General features: G+C 67.5%; 19 protein-coding genes. 15 read left to right on the plus strand and 4 right to left on the minus strand.

What is annotated here, in order from left to right; genetic code table 11:
- The first annotated feature begins 2 nt into the window (after positions 1-2).
- From tolR to serA, 12 genes are all read left to right on the plus strand, one after another.
- Positions 3-452: a protein TolR gene (gene tolR / locus IEX88_RS05255; RefSeq protein ID WP_188849525.1), complete on the plus strand. Its 450-nt coding sequence runs from the start codon at positions 3-5 to the stop codon at positions 450-452.
- A 9-nt stretch (positions 453-461) separates the two neighbouring features.
- The gene (gene tolA / locus IEX88_RS05260; RefSeq protein WP_188849526.1) at positions 462-1,601 is read left to right on the plus strand and encodes a cell envelope integrity protein TolA; all 1,140 of its coding nucleotides are present in this window, start codon (positions 462-464) and stop codon (positions 1,599-1,601) included.
- 108 nt (positions 1,602-1,709) lie between these two features.
- The gene (gene tolB / locus IEX88_RS05265) at positions 1,710-3,014 is read left to right on the plus strand and encodes a Tol-Pal system beta propeller repeat protein TolB (protein ID WP_188849527.1); all 1,305 of its coding nucleotides are present in this window, start codon (positions 1,710-1,712) and stop codon (positions 3,012-3,014) included.
- A 218-nt stretch (positions 3,015-3,232) separates the two neighbouring features.
- Positions 3,233-3,817 carry a peptidoglycan-associated lipoprotein Pal gene (gene pal, locus IEX88_RS05270; protein WP_188849528.1) on the plus strand — a complete coding sequence of 195 codons (585 nt, stop codon included), beginning with the start codon at positions 3,233-3,235 and terminating at the stop codon, positions 3,815-3,817.
- Positions 3,818-4,047: 230 nt separating this feature from the next.
- Entirely contained in the window at positions 4,048-5,001 is a 954-nt protein-coding gene (ybgF, locus tag IEX88_RS05275) for a tol-pal system protein YbgF (RefSeq protein ID WP_188849529.1), read from the plus strand.
- 131 nt (positions 5,002-5,132) lie between these two features.
- Entirely contained in the window at positions 5,133-6,308 is a 1,176-nt protein-coding gene (tilS, locus tag IEX88_RS05280; RefSeq protein WP_244639904.1) for a tRNA lysidine(34) synthetase TilS, read from the plus strand.
- A gap of 160 nt (positions 6,309-6,468) precedes the next feature.
- On the plus strand, positions 6,469-8,400 hold the full coding sequence (gene ftsH, locus IEX88_RS05285; RefSeq protein ID WP_188849530.1) for an ATP-dependent zinc metalloprotease FtsH: 1,932 nt from the start codon (positions 6,469-6,471) through the stop codon (positions 8,398-8,400).
- A gap of 186 nt (positions 8,401-8,586) precedes the next feature.
- Positions 8,587-9,936, plus strand: a complete 1,350-nt coding sequence (glmM, locus tag IEX88_RS05290) for a phosphoglucosamine mutase (protein WP_188849531.1) — start codon at positions 8,587-8,589, stop codon at positions 9,934-9,936.
- 420 nt (positions 9,937-10,356) lie between these two features.
- Positions 10,357-11,220, plus strand: a complete 864-nt coding sequence (locus IEX88_RS05295) for an outer membrane protein (RefSeq protein ID WP_188849532.1) — start codon at positions 10,357-10,359, stop codon at positions 11,218-11,220.
- 186 nt (positions 11,221-11,406) lie between these two features.
- Positions 11,407-12,582 (plus strand): phosphoserine transaminase, encoded by a 1,176-nt coding sequence (locus IEX88_RS05300; protein ID WP_188849533.1) that lies wholly within the window; start codon positions 11,407-11,409, stop codon positions 12,580-12,582.
- Between the two features lie 30 nt (positions 12,583-12,612).
- Positions 12,613-13,065 carry an L-alanine exporter AlaE gene (gene alaE / locus IEX88_RS05305; RefSeq protein WP_188849534.1) on the plus strand — a complete coding sequence of 151 codons (453 nt, stop codon included), beginning with the start codon at positions 12,613-12,615 and terminating at the stop codon, positions 13,063-13,065.
- 121 nt (positions 13,066-13,186) lie between these two features.
- A complete protein-coding gene (gene serA, locus IEX88_RS05310; RefSeq protein WP_188849535.1) occupies positions 13,187-14,779 on the plus strand; it encodes a phosphoglycerate dehydrogenase in 1,593 nt (530 codons plus the stop codon).
- 100 nt (positions 14,780-14,879) lie between these two features.
- On the opposite strand, the gene IEX88_RS05315 is transcribed toward serA, so the two are convergent.
- On the minus strand, positions 14,880-15,800 hold the full coding sequence (locus tag IEX88_RS05315) for a DMT family transporter (RefSeq protein ID WP_188849536.1): 921 nt from the start codon (positions 15,798-15,800) through the stop codon (positions 14,880-14,882).
- Between the two features lie 244 nt (positions 15,801-16,044).
- Between IEX88_RS05315 and IEX88_RS05320 the strand changes: the two genes are divergently transcribed.
- Both IEX88_RS05320 and IEX88_RS05325 read left to right on the plus strand, forming a co-directional pair.
- Positions 16,045-17,337, plus strand: a complete 1,293-nt coding sequence (locus IEX88_RS05320; protein WP_188849537.1) for an adenylosuccinate synthase — start codon at positions 16,045-16,047, stop codon at positions 17,335-17,337.
- Between the two features lie 173 nt (positions 17,338-17,510).
- The gene (locus IEX88_RS05325; protein ID WP_188849538.1) at positions 17,511-19,508 is read left to right on the plus strand and encodes a hypothetical protein; all 1,998 of its coding nucleotides are present in this window, start codon (positions 17,511-17,513) and stop codon (positions 19,506-19,508) included.
- 131 nt (positions 19,509-19,639) lie between these two features.
- Here IEX88_RS05325 and IEX88_RS05330 read toward each other — a convergent pair whose 3' ends face one another.
- Entirely contained in the window at positions 19,640-20,479 is an 840-nt protein-coding gene (locus tag IEX88_RS05330; protein WP_244639861.1) for a universal stress protein, read from the minus strand.
- Between the two features lie 293 nt (positions 20,480-20,772).
- Between IEX88_RS05330 and IEX88_RS05335 the strand changes: the two genes are divergently transcribed.
- Complete coding sequence (locus IEX88_RS05335) at positions 20,773-21,024, plus strand: helix-turn-helix domain-containing protein (protein ID WP_188849539.1); 252 nt, start codon at positions 20,773-20,775, stop codon at positions 21,022-21,024.
- A 166-nt stretch (positions 21,025-21,190) separates the two neighbouring features.
- Here the strand turns inward: IEX88_RS05335 and rpoH are convergent, their stop codons facing one another.
- Positions 21,191-22,096: an RNA polymerase sigma factor RpoH gene (gene rpoH, locus IEX88_RS05340; RefSeq protein ID WP_188849540.1), complete on the minus strand. Its 906-nt coding sequence runs from the start codon at positions 22,094-22,096 to the stop codon at positions 21,191-21,193.
- A 265-nt stretch (positions 22,097-22,361) separates the two neighbouring features.
- A complete protein-coding gene (locus tag IEX88_RS05345) occupies positions 22,362-23,387 on the minus strand; it encodes an RluA family pseudouridine synthase (RefSeq protein ID WP_188849825.1) in 1,026 nt (341 codons plus the stop codon).
- Positions 23,388-23,459 lie beyond the last annotated feature (72 nt).

Below are 23,459 nucleotides of genomic sequence, written 5' to 3' on the forward strand. Positions count from 1 at the left end.
ATATGGGCATGTCCACAGGCGGAGCAGCATCGGGCGGTTCGCGCCGGCGCCGGAGCCGCAAGCGGGCACTGATGAGCGAGATTAACGTGACGCCGATGGTCGACGTCATGCTGGTGCTGCTCATCATCTTCATGGTCGCGGCGCCGCTCCTCACCGTCGGCGTTCCGCTCGAACTGCCGAAGACCCAGGCCAAGGCGCTCAACGCCGAGACGCAGCCGATCACCGTCGCGGTGAAGTCGGACGGGCAGATCTACATCCAGGAGGAGACCTATCCGATCGAGGAACTGGTCGCCAAGCTCACCGAGATCGCCAAGACCGGCTATCAGGAGCGCATCTTCGTGCGCGCCGACCGCTCGGTCGACTACGGCACGGTGATGCAGGTGATGTCGCGCATCTCGCTCGCCGGATTCACCAATATCGGTCTGGTGACCGATCAAGAAACGACGAGCTGATCGGCTGACATGAAGTCCGGCGTCGCCACCTCCGCTGTCCTGCATGTCGCGGCCCTGACTCTGGGTCTGTGGTCGTCGTCTGCGCCGCCGGCGTTCGACACGACCTATGCCGAGGCCCTGCCTGTCGAGATCGTGATGTCCGACAGCTTCGAGGGCGTGAAGGGCGAGAAGACCGCGCCGATCACCGAGGCGCCGGCGCCGACCCCGACGCAACGTCCTGAGACCCTGCCGATGCCGGCGGAAAATGTCGGCGACAACGAAACCGACCTCGCGACGCCGCCGACGCCGGACAAGACGAACAATAAGACGCCGCAGACGGGCGCGCCGAAGCCGGCGGCCCGCCCCGAGGTGAAGCCGGTCGAAGCGCCCGAAGTCGCGGACACCCCGCCGCCGCCCCCGCCGCCTGAGCCGACGCCTGAACCCACGCCGCCGCCGCCGGAGCCGACCCCGGCCAAGGCCGAGGCGCCCGAAGAGGTGACGCCCGAGATCGACCCGCTGGCCGAGATGATCGCCGCCGCCAAGGAAGAGCCGACGCCCGATCCGGAGCCGAAGCCCGACCCGGCCCCGGCCCATGTTCCGGTGCCGCAGACCAAGCCCCGTCCGCCGGCGCCGGTGAAGGTCGCCGAGACCAAGCCCGCGGAAGCCAAGCCGGCACCGGCGAAGGAATCGAAGGCGCAGAAGGCCGACAAGCCCGCGGACGAGGACTCCGATGCGCCGTCCGATTTCGAAGCGATGGCGGCGGCGGCGATCAACAAGCAGAAGGCCGCCGGCGGCGGTGCCAAGCGCTCGAACCAGCAGGCTTCGCTCGGCAGCGAGCGCACGACCGGCACGAAGCTCTCGCGCAGCCAGCTCGGCGAGATCCAGGGTCTTCTGAACGATCAGATGCGGCGCTGCTACTCTGTGCCGGGTGGCGGCACCGACGGCGACGACATGAAGGTCTCGATCCGCATCCAGTTCGATCCCTCGGGCGCCATCGTCGGCGCGCCGGACATCGTGGCCGGCGGCGGCGGCTCGGGCGCGGCACGGATCGCGGCGGAGGCGGCGGTGCGCGCGATCAGGCGCTGTGCCCCCTTCAACCTGCCGGCGGAAATGTATGCCGGCGGCTGGGAGGACACGACCCTTAATTTCGACCCGAGCGCCATGTACTGATTTTTCCGATCCATCGCCCCCGCGAGCCAGGGGCAGCCAGCGCGGCTCGGGCGCCGACATCACGCCCGCCACGCCGCCAGCTTCCTGATTTGCCATGAAGGTCCCGACATGAAGTTTGATTTTAAGGCGGCACTGGCCGCCATCGCCCTCCTGCTCGGCGCGCCGTTGGCGCCGGCCAGTGCGGCCATCAACATCGACATCACCAGCGGCAACGTCGATCCCTTGCCGATCGCCATCAACCAGTTCCAGGCCAAGGGTCAGGTCGGCGGACAGATCACCGAGGTGGTCAATGCCGACCTGAAGCGCTCGGGCCTGTTCGCCCCGATCGACCCCTCCGCCTTCATCCAGAAGGACCTCGGCCCCGACGCGGCGCCGCGCTTTGCCGACTGGACGGTCATCAACGCCCAGGCGATCGTCACCGGCAAGGTCACGCCGGAGGCCGACGGCCGCCTGCGCGTCGAGTTCCGCCTGTGGGACACGTTTGCCGGCACGCAGCTAGACGGCCAGCAGTTCTACACCACGCCCGACAACTGGCGCCGTGTCGCCCACATCATCTCCGACGCCATCTACGAGCGGCTGACCGGCGAAAAGGGCTATTTCGACACGCGCGTCGTTTTCGTTTCCGAGAGCGGACCCAAGACCAAGCGCGTCAAGCGTCTCGCCATCATGGACCAGGACGGCGCCAATGTGAGCTATCTCTCCGACGGCAGCGACCTGGTGCTGACCCCGCGCTTCTCGCCGAGCCGCCAGGAAATCACCTACATGTCCTTCGGCAAGTCGGAGCCGCGGGTCTACCTGCTGCAGCTCGAGACCGGCCAGCGCGAAGTCGTCGGCAACTTTCCCGGCATGACGTTCGCGCCGCGCTTCTCGCCCGACGGGCAGAAGGTGGTGATGAGCCTGCAGCAGGACGGCAACGCCAATCTCTACGCCATGGACCTGCGCTCGCGCGCCACGACGCGCCTGACCTCGACCACCGCCATCGACACCTCGCCGTCCTTCTCGCCCGACGGCGCCCGCATCGTCTTCGAAAGCGATCGCGGCGGCCGACCGCAGCTCTACGTCATGGGCGCGGACGGCGGCGGGCAGCAGCGCATCTCCTTCGGCGACGGTTCCTATTCGACGCCGGTCTGGTCGCCCCGCGGCGATCTTATCGCCTTCACCAAGCAGAGCGGTGGCCAGTTCCAGATCGGCGTCATGCGCCCGGACGGCTCGGGCGAACGCATCCTGACTTCCGGCTTCCACAATGAGGGGCCGACCTGGGCGCCGAATGGCCGCGTGCTGATGTTCTTCCGCGATCCGCAGGGCGGCACCGGACCGCAGCTCTATTCGATCGATCTGACCGGCCGCAACGAGCAGAAGGTGGCGACGCCGGGCTATGCGTCCGATCCTGCCTGGTCGCCCTCGCGCGAGTAGCGGCGCCGGACGCCGCGCACGGCGGCGCCGGAACCCACTGATGCCGCACGGCAACAAGCCGGCGGCGAAACGACTGTGCTCGGCGGCCGCCCGCCGAAACGCACAACTTCGCCACCTTCGCGACTCAAAGTTTCGATGGCACGAAACGAGATGAGACCTCTTCCCGACCGGCGCATGGTTTCCGTGTGTTTACTTCGCCTTAAGGCTGGTCAGGGTAAATGTCCCGTAACACCAACTTATCGACTTTGAAGGAGCTGGCCATGAGCCGGATCGCCGTATTGGCCCATAGCCGCATCGCACTTGCCCTGATGGCCGCCCTCGCCGTGGCCGGCTGCGCGAAGAAGAATGGCGGCCTGCCCGACAATGCCGGCGGCCTCGGCCTTGGCGGCGCTGGCGGCCTTGGTGGCGCCGGTGGCGTCGGCGGCTCCGCCGCGCCCGGCACCAGCCAGGACTTCACCGTCAATGTCGGCGACCGCATCTTCTTCGACACCGATTCCTCGGTCGTTCGTGCCGATGCACAGCAGACCCTGACGGCCCAGGCGCGCTGGCTGAACCAGTACTCGCAGTACTCGATCACGGTCGAAGGCCATGCCGACGAGCGTGGAACCCGCGAATACAACCTGGCGCTGGGCGCCCGCCGCGCCGCCGCGACGCGCGACTATCTGGTGCGCCAGGGCGTCGCTTCCGGCCGTATGCGGACGATCTCCTACGGCAAGGAACGCCCGGTCGCCGTCTGCGACGACATTTCTTGCTGGTCGCAGAACCGCCGCGCCGTGACGGTCCTGAACGGCGCCGGCAGCTAAGCGCCGGCTCCACCCCCCTCCATCGCATGACGTCGGCGGCCCTTCGGGGCCGCTTTCGTTTGCCCGGAGCCACCCCGAAGGGCGCGCCGGCGAATCACCTTTCGCCGCCGGGATCGGCGGGCGGCACACTTTGGCCGCACTGCCTTGTCCATGCTGGCAGGCTGGCGCCCGCTCGCGTAAAGGAGGTGCGATGCGACCCTCTGTGACCTGCGAAAGAGGACATTGTACAAATGAGACTGCTGACCCTGATCCGCTCGACGACGACGGCGGCTCTTCTGATGACGGCCGCGCTTCCGGCCCATGCGCTGACGCTGCCCTTTGAGTTCGGCGGCGCGGCCGCGCAGAACCGCCAGGCACTGCCGGCCGAGGACAGGGCCCCCGTGCTCTATGCCCAGGCCAGCGACCCGGTGCAGCGCATCAACCAGCTCGAGGAAGACAACCGCCGGCTGAACGGCAAGCTGGAGGAACTCTCCTTCCAGGTCCTGCAGCTGCAGGAACAGCTGCGCAAGGCGCAGGAAGACAACGAGTTCCGCTTCCAGGAACTCGAAAGCGGCAACGGCAAGCGGACCGATGCGTCACCGGCCCCGGCGGCCGCACCGACGCAGAGCGCCGAACTGCCGCCCGCGGCGCCGGCCGCATCGGCGCCCCCGCCGCAGGTCGCGGCGCCATCGTCCGGCGGCAGCGGCGACGAGATCGGCGGATTGCTCTCCGGCGGTCTCGACACTTCGGGCATCGGCGGTGCCGCCGCGGCCCCGACGGCGCCGGCCGCGGGATCCTCGACCGTCGCTTCGGTTCGCCCGGGCAGCGAGGGCGAACTCTACGGCCTGGCCTACAATTATATGCTGGCTGGCGACTACAATCTGGCCGAGAACGCCTTCCGCCAGTACGCCGACACCTATCCCGACGCGGCCGATGCGCCGGACGCACAGTACTGGCTGGGCGAGAGCCTGTTCCAGCAGGCGAAATACACCGATGCGGCCGAGGTTTTCCTGACTGCCCAGAAGAAGCATCCCAAGAGCCCGAAAGCGCCGGAGATGATGCTGAAGCTCGGCATGTCGCTGGCCAAGCTCGACAACCGCGAGACCGCCTGCGTCACCTTCAAGGAAGTCTCCAAGCGCTATCCCCAGATGAGCGCCAGCGTGAAGAAGAAGCTGCAGGCGGAAGCGGCCGCCAACAACTGCTGACGGCAGAGCGCCCGACCGCCGCGACCGCCGACACGCTCGCGCGCTGTCTGGAGCGCAGCCTGGCGCGCCTCGAGGGGAAGGCACGCACCGTCGTCCTCGCGGTTTCCGGTGGCCCGGACTCGCTGGCCCTCCTGCAGGCGGCCGCACGATACCGCTGTCCCGCGTCCCCCACCGCCTTCCACGTCGTCACCATCGATCACGGCCTGCGCGCCCGATCGTCCGCCGAAGCGGCCGACGTCGGCGCCGTGGCGCGGGCTTTCGGCCTGCCGCATTCGGTCCGCCGGTGGACGGACGCTTCGCCTGCCGGCAATTTGCAGGGCAGGGCGCGCGACGCGCGCTACGCTTTGCTGATCCAGGCGGCACGCGATCTCCGGGCGGAGGCGGTGATGACCGGCCATCACCAGGACGATCAGATCGAGACGCATTTCCTCGCCGAAGCCCGGCATGCCGGAGACCGAGGCCTCGCCGGAATGCGCGCGCAGCGTGCGCTCGCCCCGGGACTCGTGCTGCTGCGTCCCTTCCTCGATATTCCCGGCCCCGTGCTGAAGGCATCGCTCGGCAGCCACCCGGCGGTCGACGATCCCAGCAACCGCGATCCCCGCTTCGACCGGGCCCGGCTTCGCCAAGCGCTGGCCGTCTGCGCCTTCGACCGCGACGCCGTGCTGGCCGCCATCGCCCGCCATGCCGCGGCGCGCGATGCGGCCGATCGACGGCTGAGCGACTGTCTGCGGGCCTTCGGGGCCGATCGGAAGCTTGCCGTCCGGCCCGTCGGGACCGTCGAGATCGATCGGCAGGCGCTGGCGACCCTCGCACCCGAGACGGCCGCCGATCTCCTCGCCCGAATTCTTCGCGCCGTCGGCGGCGGCGACTATCCGCCGCAGCATGCGGCCAGGGCGCGTCTGTGGGCGCGGCTGAGCGAGGACAACCCGTCGCCCGTTGCCGCTACGCTCGGCGGCGTCGCGGTCCGCGGCGACCGGACGCTGCACTTCGCCCGCGAGTTCGGGCGCGCCGGGCCGATGGGCGTGACGGTGACGGGCCCGGCGCCGACGCTGTTCGACGGGCGCTTCGACGTCGACACCGCCGGCCTCGAAGACCAGGCCGTCCTTCTCGTGCCGCTCGGCCGCCTCGGTCGCGGCAACGCCATCGAAAAAACCCTGCCTGTCGCTCTCGATGCGGCAGGGCGCCCGATCGCCGCGCCGGCCTGCCTGCATGCCAAGCTCGGACCCGGCGTCGGTACGCTGGCGCTGCAAGAGCGCCTGTCGTGGCGTCTTCAGGCCGATCTTCCCTCCCACTCGGCGAGCGCGTAAAGTACCGGCGCCTGCGACTCGGGCCGTCGATTAACCCCGGATACGCAAATCGCCGCAAAAGCGCCCGACGCGGTTGGCAAGCTGCAGCCGTGCACCTATCTTCGATCCAGCCGGTGTGGCGAAAAGTCGATTGCCAGCGGCGCGGATGTCAGGACCTCATATGAACCAGAACTTTCGCAACATCGCGCTGTGGGCGATCATCGGTCTGCTCATCGTCGCGGTCTTCCAGTTGTTTTCGAACGGCGCGCAGACGCAGGGCTCGACCAGCGTCCCCTATTCGAAATTCCTGAGCGACGTCGATGCCGGCCGTGTCCGCGCGGTGACGATCCAGGGACAGCAGATCAGCGGCTCCTACACGGACGCCTCGACGCCGTTCCAGACCTACGCCCCGCAGGACGCCAACCTGATCGAGCGGCTCGAGGGCAAGAACGTCTCGATCACCGCCGCGCCGCCCAGCGACAACTCCAATCCGCTCTGGTCGATGATCCTGTCCTTCGGACCGATCCTCCTCATTCTCGGCGTCTGGATCTTCCTGATGCGGCAGATGCAGGGCGGCGCCGGCGGCAAGGCGATGGGTTTCGGCAAGTCCAAGGCCAAGCTCCTGACCGAGGCGCATGGCCGCGTCACCTTCGCGGATGTCGCGGGCGTCGACGAGGCCAAGCAGGACCTGGAAGAGATCGTCGAGTTCCTGCGCGAGCCGCAGAAGTTCCAGCGCCTCGGCGGCAAGATCCCGCGCGGCGTTCTCCTCGTCGGCCCTCCCGGCACAGGCAAGACCCTGCTCGCCCGCTCCGTCGCGGGTGAGGCGAACGTGCCCTTCTTCACCATCTCGGGTTCCGACTTCGTCGAGATGTTCGTCGGCGTTGGCGCCAGCCGCGTCCGCGACATGTTCGAGCAGGCCAAGAAGAACAGCCCCTGCATCATCTTCATCGACGAAATCGACGCCGTCGGCCGCCACCGCGGCGCCGGGCTCGGCGGCGGCAATGACGAGCGCGAGCAGACGCTGAACCAGCTGCTGGTCGAGATGGACGGCTTCGAGCCGAACGAAGGCATCATCATCATCGCCGCGACCAACCGTCCGGACGTGCTCGATCCCGCGCTGCTGCGCCCCGGCCGTTTCGACCGCCAGGTCATGGTCTCGAACCCCGATGTCGGCGGCCGCGAGAAGATCCTGAAGGTGCATGTGCGCAACGTGCCGCTGGCGCCGAACGTCGACCTTCGCACCATCGCCCGCGGCACGCCCGGCTTCTCCGGTGCCGATCTCGCCAACCTCGTCAACGAGGCGGCGCTGATGGCCGCCCGTCGCTCCAAGCGCCTCGTCACCATGCTCGAATTCGAGGACGCCAAGGACAAGGTCATGATGGGCGCCGAGCGCCGGTCCATGGCCATGACCGAGGACGAGAAGGCGCTGACCGCCTATCACGAGGCCGGTCATGCTCTCGTCGGCATCCACGAGCCGTTCAACGATCCCTTGCACAAGGTAACGATCATCCCGCGCGGCCGGGCGCTGGGCGTGACGATGAACCTGCCGGAGCGCGACCGCTACGGCATGCGCAAGAACGAGATGGAGGCGCGCCTTGCCATGATCTTCGGCGGCCGTGCCGCGGAGGAAATCATCTACGGTCTCGACAACGTCACCACCGGCGCCTCCAACGACATCCAGCAGGCGACGAACATGGCCCGTGCCATGGTGATGGAATACGGCATGAGCGAGAAGCTCGGACGCCTCCGTTACCGCCAGAACCAGGAAGAGGTCTTCCTCGGCCACTCCGTCTCGCAGCAACAGAACATGTCCGAGGACACCTCGCGCATGATCGACTCCGAAGTGCGCGGCATCATCGAGGCCGCCGAGAACAAGGCGCGAAAGATCCTCAACGATCACATCGACGAGCTGCACATCGTCGCCAAGGGCCTGCTCGAATTCGAGACGCTGTCGGGCGACGAGGTGCGCGATCTCATCGCCGGCAAGACGCTGGCCCGCGACATGGGCGACGACACGCCGCCCTCGCGCGGCTCGGCGGTGCCCAAAACCGGCTCCTCGCCGCGTCCCAAGGGGGCACCCGACAGCCCGCTCGAGCCGCAGCCGTCGATCTGACGCCGGTCTCTATCCCGACGTGTTGAAGGCGGCCCGGTCGGGCCGCCTTTTTCGTTGGCGGTCATGTCGGATCGGCAGCGGGACATCTGATGTCCCGCTGACATTCTTTTTTACTTTTTCGGGCATCATCTGCGCACTAAGGAGGCCGTGCGGGCCGTCGGCAGATATTGTTCTCAAGGGATTGCCATGCGTAGAAAATTCTTCGGCACCGACGGCATCCGGGGCACCGCCAACAGCTCTTTGATGAATGCCGAGATCGCGATGAAGGTCGGCATGGCCGCCGGCATCGCCTTCCGGCGCGGCGATTACCGCCACCGGGTGGTGATCGGCAAGGATACGCGGCTCTCCGGCTACATGATCGAGCCGGCTCTGTGCGCCGGCTTCACCTCGGTCGGCATGGACGTCCTGATGCTCGGGCCGATGCCGACGCCGGCTGTCGCCATGCTCACCCGCTCGATGCGCGCCGACCTCGGCGTGATGATCTCCGCCTCGCACAATCCCTTCGAGGACAACGGCATCAAGCTGTTCGGACCGGACGGCTACAAGCTGTCGGACGAGGTCGAGATGGAGATCGAGAAGCTGATCGGCGAGGACATGTCCTCGCAGCTCGCCATGGGGGACCGGCTCGGGCGAGCCAAGCGCTACGACGATGGCGGGCGCGACCGCTACATCGAATTTGCCAAGCGCACTTTGCCGAAGACGCTGACGCTGGACGGTCTGCGCATCGTCATCGATTGCGCCAACGGGGCGGCCTACAAGGTGGCGCCGGAAGTGCTGTGGGAACTGGGCGCCGAAGTCGTGCGCATCGGCGTCGAGCCGAACGGCACCAACATCAACCTCGACTGCGGCTCGACCAGTCCGGCGGCTCTGTCGGCGAAGGTGAGGGAAGTGCGCGCCGACATCGGCATCGCTCTCGATGGCGACGCCGACCGGCTGATCATCGTCGACGAGAACGGCGACATCGTCGACGGCGACCAGCTGATGGCGGTGATCGCCGAATCCTGGGCCGAGGACGGGCGGCTGGCGGCCGGCGGCATCGTCGCCACCATCATGTCCAATCTCGGCCTGGAACGCTTCCTCGGCGAACGCGGCCTGCAGCTGGCCCGGACCAAGGTCGGCGACCGCCATGTCGTCGAGCACATGCGCGAGCACGGCTACAATGTCGGCGGCGAGCAGTCCGGCCACATCATCCTGTCCGACTACGGCACGACCGGAGACGGGCTGATCTCCGCGCTGCAGGTGCTGGCCGTGGTGCGCAAGACGGGGGGCCTCGTGTCGGAGGTCTGCCGCAAGTTCGAGCCGGTGCCGCAGGTGCTGAAGAATGTTCGTTTTTCCGGCGGCGAGCCGCTGGAGAAGATGCCGGTGCAGTCCGCGATCACCTCCGGGCGGGAGCGTCTGGGCAAGGGCGGCCGGCTGGTCATCCGCCCCTCGGGCACCGAGCCGCTGATCCGGGTCATGGCCGAAGGCGACGATCTTGTGCTGGTGCGCAGCGTCGTCGACGACATCGTCGGCGCCCTGACCCAGGCCGCCGCCTGATCCGAAACGCATACCTCAGGACCATGGCGCCGCGATCGCGTTGGCGGCTTCGGCTTCCCCGGGCCTGACCCCCGGCGCCAAGGCGGCGCAGTTCATGACAGCACCCGGCGCACCGAGCGCCCGTTGTCGCGCTGCCGCATGGTCCGGAGGACGGCGCGCGCCGGCCTCTTCAACACTTCGTGAGCCAACCCCCACAGCCAGCCGCCCATGATCAGTCGATGAGGCCTCGGCGCACGCCGACTTGCTGCCAGCAGCGGCGGGCCGGGACTTATTTTCCTGGCTATAGTTTCCGTTTCGTCAACCGACACGGTTAAGAATCAGGGTTAATCATCGCTTAAGTTTTGTCGTTCAGATTGAAAACAGGTTCGGGCGGGCACGCTCCGAAGAGATCAGAGCGAACAAAAGAGAGCGAAGACAATGATGAAAATTGTCAAACCCCTGCTGCTTACCGTGACGGCCCTCGTCGCGTTCTCCCACGGGTCGCTGGCGGCCGACCTGATCGAGCCCGTCTACGAGGAAGTGCCCGAGATCGTTCCCGTCGAGGTCGGCTCCGGCTGGTACCTGCGCGGCGACGTCTCCTACGACTTCAAGAGCGATCTCGACGCCAGCTACCGGACCTTCGGTCCGGTCGGTTGCCCGGGCGGTTGCGGAATCGACCCGACCTACGACGATCAGGACTATGACGGCTTCGAGATCGACTCGGGCGCCAATGTCGGCGTCGGCTTCGGCTACCAGTTCACCGACTATTTCCGCGGCGACCTGACCGCGCATTACTGGCAGGCGGACGTCAAGGGCGACGACCGGGGCGGTTTCGGCATCGATTGCTACGGCAATGTGATCACCGACGCGGAGTGCCGCTCGGAGGACAGCTCGAAGATCTCGGCCTGGGAATTGATGGCCAACGCCTATGTCGACCTCGGCACCTTCGCCGGCTTCACTCCCTACGTCGGCGCGGGCGTCGGTGCCGTCCACGTGAAGTACGACGATTTCACCAACACCTCCTACAGCGTCTACGACGGCGTCGACGGCGCGGTGGCCTACAGCGCCACGCACCCCGGCGAGTCCGACTGGCGCTTCGCCTACGCCCTGATGGCCGGCGCGTCCTACGACCTGACGCACAGCCTGAAGCTCGACGTCGGCTATCGCTACGTCAATGTCGACGAGGGCGACATGTTCGGCTTCGACAGCTACACGGCCGGCTTCGGCGCCGCGGGCGCCCAGGGCAAGGACGACGGCTTCGACCGCCACACCATCCAGGCCGGCCTGCGCTACTCCCTGTTCTAGGCGCAGCCCCCAACCTCGATCTGACAAGGCCGGCGGGAGCGATCCCGCCGGCCTTGTCGTCTGGGATGCCGGCCATCGATCGTGTCGCGAAGCAAAAATCCCGCTTGACCAAACGGCGTCGGAGGCCTAGCCCCATGGATGGGACACATCCCCCCAACGGGATGCAATCTATCTGTGAGGATAGCCATGACGACCACGACAAAGCCGGACCTGCGTCCGCAAAATCCCCGATTCTCTTCCGGCCCCTGCGCCAAGCGACCCGGCTGGTCGCTCGCCGCGCTCGAAGATGCCGCGCTCGGGCGCTCGCATCGCGCCAAGGTCGGAAAATCCAAGCTGCAACAGGCCATCGACGAGACGCGCGAGATTCTCGGCGTGCCCGCCGACTACCGCATCGCCATCGTCCCGGCCTCCGATACCGGCGCGGTCGAAATGGCCATGTGGTCGCTGCTCGGCGCCCGCGGCACCGACCTCGTCGCCTGGGAATCGTTCGGCGCGGGCTGGGTCACCGACGCGGTGAAGCAGCTGAAGCTCTCCGACGTGCGCACCCTCGAAGCCGGCTATGGCGACATCGTCGATTTGGCCACCGTCGACTTCGACCGCGACGTCGTCTTCACCTGGAACGGCACGACCTCCGGCGTGCGCCTTCCCAATGGCGATGCCATCCCGGCCGACCGCCAGGGCCTCACCATCTGTGACGCGACCTCGGCCGCCTTCGCCCAGGACCTGCCCTACGACAAGCTCGATGTCGTCACCTTCTCCTGGCAGAAAGTGCTCGGCGGCGAAGCGGCGCACGGCATGCTGATCCTCAGCCCCCGTGCCGTCGAACGGTTGCTCACCTACAAGCCGGCCTGGCCACTGCCGAAAATCTTTCGCATGACCTCCGGCGGCAAGCTGATCGAGGGCCTGTTCAAGGGCGAGACGATCAACACGCCGTCGATGCTCTGCGTCGAGGACTATCTGGATGCCCTCGGCTGGGCGAAGTCCGTCGGTGGGCTCGACGGCCTGAAGGCCCGGGCCGACGCCAATCTCGCGGTGATCGAGCGCTTCGTCGAGAAGAATTCCTGGCTCGGCTTCCTTGCCACGTCGAAGGAAATCCGCTCCAACACCTCCGTCTGCCTGCAGTTCGTGGATCCCGCGATCGTCGCGCTGCCGGCCGACGCGCAGGAAGCCTTCGCCAAGGGCGTCGTGGCGCTCCTGGAGAAGGAGGGCGTCGCCCTCGACATCGGCGCCTACCGCGACGCGCCGCCCGGCCTGCGCATCTGGTGCGGCGCCACCGTCGAGGCCTCGGACCTCGAGGCGTTGATGCCCTGGCTCGCCTATGCCTACGCGGCTGAGAAGGCGACGCTGGCACAGGCGGCGTAGGCCGGCGAGAGTCCCGGGGTCGGCACCGCCATGCGGTTCTCGGATGGCGTTCGCGCCTTCATCGCCGACACGCTGGCGCTCGTTGTGTTCTTCACCCTCACCAGCGGGATGAACGAGCGCTTCGTCGCCGGCATGGCCTGGGATGAGGTACTCGTCTCCCGGTCGATCGGCGCCGTGCTGATGGTGCTGACGGCGCGGCCCTATGGCCTTTGGCGGAGCTGGCTCCTGGCGAAGATCGATCCTTCCACGCAGTGGGGGAGCATGTTGGCCGATACGGCTGCCCTCTTGATCTTCCAGGTGCCGATCTACGTCGCCATCATCGTCGCCGGCGGCGCCGAGGGACAGGCGATCGTCCTCGGCACGCTCGGCTTCGCCGCCCTCATGCTGGTGCTCGGCCGCCCCTACGGACTCTGGCTCGATTTCGTCCGCCGGCTCTTCGGTCTCGAAGGCCCCGGACAGAAGCCCATGTCGCTCGGCGGCTGATCCCAACGATCCCGGCAGGCCGCTCGCGGCCTGCCCCGCATCCCCTTTGCAGGCCGTTTGCGGCCTGCCCCACATCCCTTTGCAGCTGGCAGCAACGTCCAGCAAACCGATAGGACACATCATGGCCCCGCGCGTTCTCGTCTCCGATCAGCTTTCCCCCACCGCCGTCCAGATCTTCAAGGATCGCGGCGTCGAGGTCGACTATCTCCCCGATCTCGGCAAGGACAAGGATGCCCTTCTCGCCGTCATCGACCAGTATGACGGTCTCGCCATCCGCTCCGCCACCAAGGTGACCGAAAAGCTCATTGCCGCGGCGACGAAGCTGAAGGTCGTCGGCCGCGCCGGCATCGGCGTCGACAATGTCGACATCCCGGCCGCGAGCCGGAAGGGCATCATCGTGATGAACACGCCCTTCGGCAATTCGATCACCACCGCCGAACACGCCATCGCGCTAATGTTCGCCGTCGCCCGGCAGCTGCCGGCCGCCGACATTTCGACCCAGGCCGGCAAGTGGGAGAAGAACCGCTTCATGGGCGTCGAGATCACCGGCAAGGTGCTCGGCATCATCGGCTGCGGCAATATCGGCGCGATCGTCGCCTCGCGCGGCGTCGGGCTGAAGATGAAGGTCATCGCCTTCGATCCCTTCCTGTCGGCCGACCGCGCCGCGCAGCTCGGCATCGAGAAGGTCGAGCTCGAGACTCTCTTCAAGCGCGCCGACTTCATCACCCTGCACACGCCGATGACGGAGAAGACCAAGGGCATCATCGACGCCAAGGCGATCGCCCAGATGAAGGACGGCGTGCGCATCATCAACTGCGCCCGCGGCGGCCTCGTCGTCGAGAAGGATCTCGCCGAGGCCATCAAGTCCGGCAAGGTCGCCGGTGCCGGCGTCGACGTGTTCGAGACCGAGCCGGCGAAGGACTCGCCGCTCTTCGGCCTCGACAACGTCGTCTGCACCCCGCATCTCGGCGCCTCGACCGAGGAGGCGCAGGAGAACGTCGCGCTGCAGGTCGCCGAGCAGATGTCGGACTACCTGATCTCCGGCGCGGTGCAGAACGCGCTGAACATGCCCTCGATCTCGGCCGAGGAGGCGCCGCTGCTGACGCCCTTCGTCAAGCTCGCCGAAATCCTCGGCTCCTTCGTCGGCCAGGTCACCGAGGATCCGATCAAGGCGGTCGAGATCGTCTACGACGGCGCGCCGGGCGCGATGAACACCCGCGCCCTGACGAGCGCCGCGCTGGCCGGCCTCCTGAAGCCGCTGATGCAGTCGGTCAACATGGTCTCGGCGCCGCTGATGGCCAAGGAGCGCGGCATCATCGTCTCCGAGGTCCGGCGCGACAAGTCGGGCGTCTTCGACGGCTACATCAAGCTGACGGTGACGACGGAGAAATTCTCGCGCTCCGTCGCCGGCACGTCCTTCTCCGACGGCAAGCCGCGCTTCATCCAGATCAAGGACATCAACATGGAGGCCGAGGTCGGCCGCCACATGCTCTACACCACCAACCACGACGAGCCCGGCGTCATCGGCGAGCTCGGCACCATGTGCAGCAAGAACAACATCAACATCGCCAACTTCCACCTCGGCCGCAACACCAAGGGCGGCGATGCGATCGCCATGCTCTATCTCGACGAGCCGCTGGAGGAGGCGGTGATGGCGGAGATCCGCAGCCTGAAGAAGATCGGCCAGGCAAAGCTTCTGTCCTTCGACGTCTGATCTTCACCTACCGCCCGCGGCCGGCTTCAGGCAGCCGGCCGCGGGCGGCCAAAGGCAGGCGAGCGACGCCCTGACATCAGCGGGTCCGCGAGGACGCGCTTCAGAGCGTCGGCGGCAAGGCAGGGGCCGTCTTCCGCCCGCTTCGCCGCTCCGCGATCACGATCCCGCCCAGCACCAGGCCGAGCGCCAGAGCGTGGTAAGGATGCGGTTCCTCACCGATGACGAGGATTGCCAGGATCGCGCCGAACACCGGCGTCATATTGGTGAAGAGGTTGGCGCGGTTGGCGCCGATCAGTTCGATCGCGCGGACATAGAGCGACTGCGAGACGATTGAGGGCAGCAGGGCCGCGAAGATGACGACGCCCCAGCCTCTCGCATCCGGCAGGATCATCGCGCCGCTCGCGGCCTCGATGGCGGCGAGCGGAAACGAGGCCGCGAGCGCCGACAGGGACAGGACGAAGATGAGGCTGAGCCAGTGGATCGGTGGCTTCGAGCGGATGCCTACCGTGAAACCGGCGTAGAACAGGACCGCCAGCAGCATCAGCGCGTCGCCGCGGTTGAGCTCGAGGCTCGCCAGCGCCGAGAGATCGCCATGCGAGGCGGTGACGGCGACGCCGGTGATCGTCACCACGAAGCCGATCATCTGCCAGCGCGTGACCGGGGTGCAGAACAGGATGAAGGACAGGGCAAAGACGATGAGCGGCATCGACGCCTGCTCGATCACCACATTCAGCGCGCTCGTATATGTGAGGGCGAAGTAGAAGAGGGCGTTGAACAGGCTGAAGCCGAAGACGCCGAGCGCGATCAGGAAGGGCAGGCGCGGACGGATCAACGGCCAGTCGCGCCGGGCATGCGGCCAGGCGAAGGGCGCCAGCACCGCGCAGGCGACGATCCAGCGCAGCAAGGTCAGCATCATCGGCGAGACATGCCCGACGGCCAGCTTTCCGGCCACGGCATTGGCGCCCCAGATCAGGGCGACGAGGGTCAGCATCGCATAGGGGTGGGCGAGTCGGTTTTTCATGCGACGGGTTTACGGTGGCGCGCGTTTGCCGCAAAGGGTGCGGCAGGTAAATAAGCTGTCCGAAGCAGTTCCTGTCGCTAAAAGGGCAAGCGCGTCTCGCTTCGGAGTGCGACTGACACTATAGTCCGGCCGTTTTGCGAGTGTCTTTTCGGGCACGTCGACCGCGTCGGGTCCGATCGATTCGACCGGACGTAAAGAGAGAATTGGCGGCGCCCGAGCGGGCGTCCAGCCGCGAGGAGAATGCATGGCCAACGTCGTCGTCGTCGGATCGCAATGGGGAGACGAGGGGAAGGGCAAGATCGTCGACTGGCTGTCGGAACGGGCCGACGTCGTCGTGCGCTTCCAGGGCGGGCACAATGCCGGCCACACCCTCGTCGTCGACGGCGTCTCCTACAAGCTGTCGCTGCTGCCCTCCGGCGTCGTGCGCCAGGGCAAGCTGTCGATCATCGGCAATGGCGTCGTCTTCGACCCGCATGCCTTCGTCGCCGAGAAGAAGCGGCTCGGGGAGCAGGGCGTGTCGATCACGCCGGAGTCGCTGCGGATCGCCGACAATGCCTCGTTGATCCTGTCGCTGCACCGCGAGCTCGACGCCATCCGCGAGAACGCGGCGACCGGCACCAAGATCGGCACGACCCGTCGCGGTATCGGCCCGGCCTATGAGGACAAGGTCGGCCGCCGGGCGATTCGCGTCATGGACCTCGCCGATCCCGACATCCTGCCGGAGCGGGTGGAGCGGCTGCTCGCCCATCACAATCCCTTGCGCCGCGGCCTCGGCGTCGCGGAGGTCGCGGCGGAGACGATCCTCAGCGAACTCACCTCGGTGGCCGCCGAGATCACGCCCTATATCGACCGGGTCTGGAAGCTGCTCGACGAGCGCCGCAAGGCCGGTGCCCGCATCCTGTTCGAGGGCGCGCAGGGCACCATGCTCGACATCGACCACGGCACCTATCCCTTCGTCACCTCGTCGAACACCGTTTCCGGACAGGCGGCCGCCGGCTCCGGCATGGGCCCGGGCAGCCTCGGCTTCGTGCTCGGCATCACCAAGGCCTACACGACGCGCGTAGGCGAGGGACCTTTCCCGACCGAGCTGACCGACGAGATCGGCCAGTTTCTGGGCGAAAAGGGCCATGAATTCGGCACCATCACCGGGCGCAAGCGGCGCTGCGGCTGGTTCGATGCGGTGCTGGTCCGCCAGGCCGTTGCGATCAATGGCATGACCGGCATGGCGCTGACCAAGCTCGACGTGCTCGACGGCCTCGACGAGCTGAAGATCTGCGTCGGCTACCGCCTCGACGGCAAGGAGATCGACTACCTCCCGGCGACGCTCGGCGCGACCGAGCGGCTGGAGCCGATCTATGAGACGCTGGAAGGCTGGAAGGAGACCACCGCCGGTGCCCGCCGCTGGAGTGACCTGCCGGCCCAGGCCGTGAAATATGTTCGCCATATCGAGGAGTTGGTCGGTGCGCCGGTCACGCTTTTGTCTACCTCTCCTGAGAGAGAAGACACGATACTTGTTCGCGATCCGTTTCAAGACTAGAGGTTCGTTTCGCGAAAGCTGCCGGTGCCGATGCTCGTTCGGCGACGGTCCCCGGTCCGCCGCCGGGGCGGCCAAGGCCGGCGACTAGCCTTTCCTCCCGAAGTCAGCTTTGCTAGCTTCGTCCTAAATCCTTTGTGCAAACAAGCACCAAGCCGAGTGAGTGACTGCGACCCATGGCCGATTTGAGCGCGGTTCTGCGTAAGACGATCGACGGCCTGCCCAGGGCCTCTGCCGATCTGAGGGCGAAGGTCTACGAAAAGGCCCGCTCGGCGATCGAGCGGCAGATCGCCTCGGCGAGCCCGCCTCTGTCGGAGAGCGTCATCGAGGCACGCCGATCGGCGCTGGCCGATGCCATCGACCGCACCGAGGACCATTATCTGGAGCTCGAGGCCGGCACCCATCAGCCGACGGCCGAAAAGCCCGCGGCAGAAAAGCCCGCGGCCGAAAAGCCGGCGGCAGCGCCGGCGGAGGCAAAGCCGTCGCCGGAGAGGCCGGCCGCGGAAAAGCCGCCGACCGACAAGTCGGCGCCGCCCGAGCCCGCACGGCCGGCGCCGCCCGCGCCGACGGTCGCAGGCGCGCCGATGCCGCGGGCCGACCGCGGGATCGCCACGGCGGCCCCGGGGCAGGGGCCGGCTCGTCCCGCTGCACCGGCTCCGTCTTCCCTACCCTCGGCGCAAAAGCCGGCCTGGCCGAAAGTGGCCGTCGACCCTGCCAGCGGCGTGCGCCGGACCGATGCCGCCAGCGAGGGCATGGCGTCGAAGCGACTGGCCGATGCCGCCGGACCGTCGAAGGCCGACAGGACGGGACCTGCCGACGGGCGAACGGGCATTCCATCGACCGAGCCGCGTCTGTCCGGCGAGCGGCGCGATCCACCGGTCAACGTCCTGAAGCCGCAGCCGGCGCAGGATCGCACGGAACCGGAATCGGGCCTCGACAGCATCCCGGCCGCCGACATCGCCGCGCCGCGCTATGCCAACAACGGCCGCCGGTCGGCGACGCCGAACCGCAACCGGACCTCGATCCTGGCCGGCCTCGCCGTCCTCCTGGTTGGCGGTGGCGCAACGCTGGCCTATGTGTACCGCGAGGATCTCCAGGCCCTTTTGATCTCCCCGGACAGCGAGACGACGACCGTCGCGGCCACGGCGCCCAGTGCCGCGCCGTCTCCGGCGACGGCGCCTGTTACGACGCCGCCGGCTTCGGCGGTACCCTTGGCCGGGACGGAGCCTCCGGCAGAGGCCACCGGCGAGGGCGAAGCGGCCGCGGCCGGTGAGGCTGCCGTCGAGGAGCCGCTTGCCGGCCAAGAGACGGCAGCACTGGCGCCCGACGGTGAGGAGCCGGCCGCTGCGCCGGCGCCGGCGTCCGCGCGTCGCTTTACCCAGCGCCTGCTGCCTGATGGCACGGAAGTCGACGAGGGCCCCGGCACGCCCGATGCCAACGCCTTCGACGAAGGCACCAACATCGCCGCCGCCTCTCCGCCCGACACCAGCGCGACGCTGGCGCCGGCCGTGCCGCCGCCGGCGGCGCCGACGGAGACGCCGACGGTGCCCGAGACCGCAGCGGCCCCCGCCGCGACCGAGACGCAGACGGCCGCTCTGCCGCCGGCGACGGTCGCCGGCGCACCCGCCGTCGCGCAGAAGGCGGTGTTCTACGAGGAGCGCACCGAGGCCGAGCAGGGGTCGCAGCAGGCTGGCAACGTGGTGTGGAGCGTCGTCAACGAATCGCCGTCCGAGGGCCAGCCGCCGGAAGCGGCGATCCGCGCCGTGGCCGACATTCCCGAGCGCAATCTCAAGCTGACGATGACGATCCGGCGCAACGCCGATGCCACGCTGCCGGCGAGCCATGTCATCGAGCTGATGTTCGACGTTCCCGAGAATTTTGCCGGCGGCCAGATCGCCAACGTGCAACGCCTGGCGCTGAAGCCGACCGAGGAGGCCCGCGGCGAGCCGCTGATCGGCGTCGCCGGGCAGATTTCCGACGGCTTCTTCATCATCGCCCTGAACAATCTGGAGCAGGCGACCAAGACCAATCTTGAGCTCATGGGCCGCGAGGAATGGATCGACATTCCGATCGCCTACGCCACCGGACGCCGCGCGCTGATCTCGATCGACAAGGGCATCCCCGGAGACCGCGCCTTCAAGGAGGCGATGGAGGCCTGGGCGGCCAAGGGCTGACGGTCCGCCGGCGCGGCAGCCGCGCCTGCGCAGCGGAGGCGCAGACCAGAGCTGCAATCGCAAAACGGCCCCGCTTCGCAGCGGGGCCGTTTTTCTTTGCCGAGCCGGAGAGAATCCGACTGTGGCGGCTTTCAGTGGGACAACAGGACCGGCAAGCGAAGATCGTCGAAAACCCCGGTGGTCGCGCTGCCGAGGACGAAGTCCCTGATGCGGGAATGGCCGAAGCCGCCCATCGCCAGCATCTGCGCGCCGGCGGAGAGGGCGGCCTCCTGCAGGGCCACCGCGATCTTCCGCTTGTCCAGCGTCACGGCCTGCGCCGTGGCCTTATAGCCGCGCCTTTGCAGTGAAGCGGCCAGTGCCTCGGCGAGACCCTTTCCCGGAAGCGTCTTGTCGTCTTCGACGGTCAGGACGGTGATCTCGCAGTCATCGGGAAGGAGGGGCAGGACGTCGGCCAGCGCCCGGGCGGCGAGACGGCTCGCATCCCAGGCGATAGCCACGTGCCGGATCGGCGCGGCGGTCGCGCCGGGAGGCACGAGGATGGACGGGCGACCCGCCTCGAACACGATGGCCTGCGCGAAATCGCGGACGGAGACGCTTTCCTTCGACCAGGGCAGCAGCACCACATCGAAGGACCGCGCCTCGAGCGCCGCGCCGTATTGCGCCCGCCCCAGCCCGGCATGCCGCGTCGACACGTCGATTCTGAGATCGGATCCCGTCTCGCTCGTCAGCAACGCCTCCAGTTCACCGCACCGCGTCAGGCTGTGCTTTTCCGCCATCCGGGTCATTTCCGGCATGTTGAGCAAGAGGCCGCCGATCGGCAGCGGGACGCGGGGAATATCGACGGCGAAGGCCGTCGCGCTGAGTTCGCACCGCAGGGAGGTGGCGAGAGCCTGTCCCGCTCTCACGGCGTCGTCGGGCGCGGATTCCGGATAGCTGACGAGGGGCATGTAGGCGAGGCGGACGGGCGACACGGGATGTCCTTTCTAACGCGTTGAGGAACAACCGGAACCATGATGAGGGACGGATCGGCAGGGCGATCGGCCGGCAGCGCGCCGGTCGCGAGCGTGAAGGCATGGTCCGCTCCGGATCGTGCGATCCGCACGCTCGGAGGGGTCGGTCGCCATCAGGGTCCGTTTCATCAGAGTCTCCGGAGAGCTTCCAGCGTGACTAAGCACGTCCGAACGCTGCCAGACTTGACCTGGATCAAGTCGGTTGCACCAGGCTTCGCTATTATGAACGAAAATGCAGAAGGCAAGGCGACGCGGTGCCCCACGATCGATATCAATCCGTCCTCGAAGTCGCCGAGCGCCTGAAGGTGCACGAGGCCACGGTCCGTCGCTGGATCAAGGACGGCGAACTGCGTGCGATCGACATCGGCAAGGGATGGCGAATCTCGGACAGCGATCTAGCGCTGTTTCTTCACCATCACGAGACCCGGCCGCGGCAGGGCGGCGATGGCCAACCGGCCGGCGATGTCGGGCGGGACCCGGGCGCGACGGGTGGCGACGTGAACTGACGGTCCCTGCGGCGGGCTCGTGCCCGGGCGTTGGCCGCCGCAACCGGCTCCGACATGCAAAAAGGGCGGCCGGCAGACCGGTCGCCCTTGATGATATCCTCAGATGCCCGCCCTTGCCGGCGACGGGTCCCAGTGAAGGCTGCCGCCGCCGACCGGGCGAAAACCCTCAGGCCTCTTCGAGCACCCGCAGCTGGCGCTGAGCGGCTTCGGCTGTGTCCTTGACCGCCTTTTGCACCTTCTCGAAGGCGCGCACCTCGATCTGGCGCACGCGCTCGCGGCTGATGTCGAACTCGTCCGACAGGGCTTCGAGCGTCAACGGGTCCTCCGACAGGCGCCGCGCTTCAAAGATCCGCCGCTCGCGATCGTTCAGGACGTTCATCGCCTGGCGCAGCATTCCGCGGCGCTGGTCGAGTTCGTCCTGCTCGACGAGCATGGCCTCCTGGCTCTCCGACTGGTCGACGAGCCAGTCCTGCCACTCGCCGGATTCGCCTTCGCCAGCGCGGATCGGCGCGTTCAGCGACGCGTCGCCGGACAGCCGGCGATTCATCGAGATCACCTCTTCCTTCGACACGCCGAGCTGGGTGGCGATGTGATCGACCTGCTCGGGCTTGAGGTCGCCGTCCTCGAGCGCCTGGATCTTCGACTTCATCTTCCTGAGGTTGAAGAACAGCCGCTTCTGGTTGGCGGTCGTCCCCATCTTCACCAGGCTCCACGAGCGCAGGATGTATTCCTGGATCGAGGCCTTGATCCACCACATCGCATAGGTCGCGAGCCGGAAGCCGCGATCGGCGTCGAAGCGCTTGACCGCTTGCATCAGGCCGACATTGCCCTCGGACACGACCTCGCCGATCGGCAGGCCATAGCCGCGATAGCCCATGGCGATCTTGGCGACGAGCCGGAGATGGCTGGTGACGAGCCTGTGCGCCGCAACGCGGTCGTCATGCTCGGCATAGCGCTTGGCGAGCATGAACTCTTCCTGCGGCTCCAGCATGGGAAACTTGCGGATTTCCTCGAGGTAGCGGCTGAGGCCGCCTTCGGCTGAAGCGATACTGGGCAAACTGGCTTGGGCCATGGAATGCACCCTCCTTCTGAAAACGGCCGCTTCGCTCGAAGCCGGCCGATGCTCGGACCGCACACGGCCGATCCGGCAATGTGAACAGGAGAGGATACATTGCCGATTTTCGCGTCCGAATAAGGGCGCGCGGCAATGCACCACACCGTGAGCCGCCGTTTTATACCATTCGGTCTAAATTGCAAGCGCTTTCGTTTGGGGCCCTATCGAGTCCCCGAAAACGCCGGCGCACTTCGCTGCGGCGCCGCACAGAACGCGCCGCCTCTCACAGTCCCAGCGCCGTCGCCAGCGCCTGCATGTCCGCCGGCATCGGCGTCTCGAAGCTCATCGTCTCGCCCGTCAGTGGATGCTCGAAGCCCAGCCGATGGGCATGCAGCGCCTGGCGGCCGAGCGCGGCGACGATCGCCGCCGCTTCCGGCTCCAGGCGCTTCACCTTGGTGGCGAAGCCCGCGCCATAGGTTTCGTCGCCGATCAAGGGGTGGCCGACATGCGCCATATGGACACGGATCTGGTGTGTGCGTCCGGTCTCCAGCTGGCATTCGACGAGCGAGGCGAAATCCTCGCCGGCCACGGCGCTGCGCGCGAGAACGTGAAAATGTGTGATCGCCTCGCGCGCGTCGGCGCGCGTCGCCGGGACGACGGTGCGCTTCGTCCGGTCGCTGCCCGAACGACCGAGCGGCGCGTCGATGGTGCCGGCGGCGCGTAAGGGCACGCCCCAGACCATGGCGAGATAGGCGCGCTCCAGCCGGCCGTCGCGGCCATGCGCGGCGAACTGTTCGGCGAGATGCCGATGGGCGATGTCGGACTTGGCGACGACCATGACGCCGCTGGTGTCCTTGTCGAGCCGGTGGACGATGCCCGGCCGCTTCACCCCGCCGATGCCCGACAGGCTGTCGCCGCAATGGTGGAGGAGGGCGTTGACGAGCGTTCCGGTCCAGTTGCCGGGGCCGGGATGGACGACGAGCCCCGCCGGCTTGTCGACGACGATGAGGGCGGCATCCTCGTAGAGCACGGCAAGCGGGATGGCCTCGGGCAAGGGATCGGCGTCGACCGCCTCCGGCACGACCAGTTCGACCGATTCGCCCTCGGCGACCTTGCGCTTGGAGATGCGGCTGGGCGCGCCGCCGATCGTGACCTCGCCGGCCTCGATCAGCGCCTGGATCCGGCTGCGCGAGAGCACGCCGGGAAACTGCGCGGCGAGAAACTGGTCGAGCCGCTGTCCGGCTTGTTCGGCGCCGACGACGAAGCTGCTTGCCTCGACGTCGTCCTCGACTGTAGGACCGGGTTCGATGGGAGCCTCCGCGGCAGGAAAAAGATCCGGCGCCTCGCGAGACTGACCGGACAAGGGATGCGCTGGACAAGG

This window comes from Aureimonas glaciei, assembly GCF_014643375.1.
GTDB lineage: Bacteria > Pseudomonadota > Alphaproteobacteria > Rhizobiales > Rhizobiaceae > Plantimonas > Plantimonas glaciei.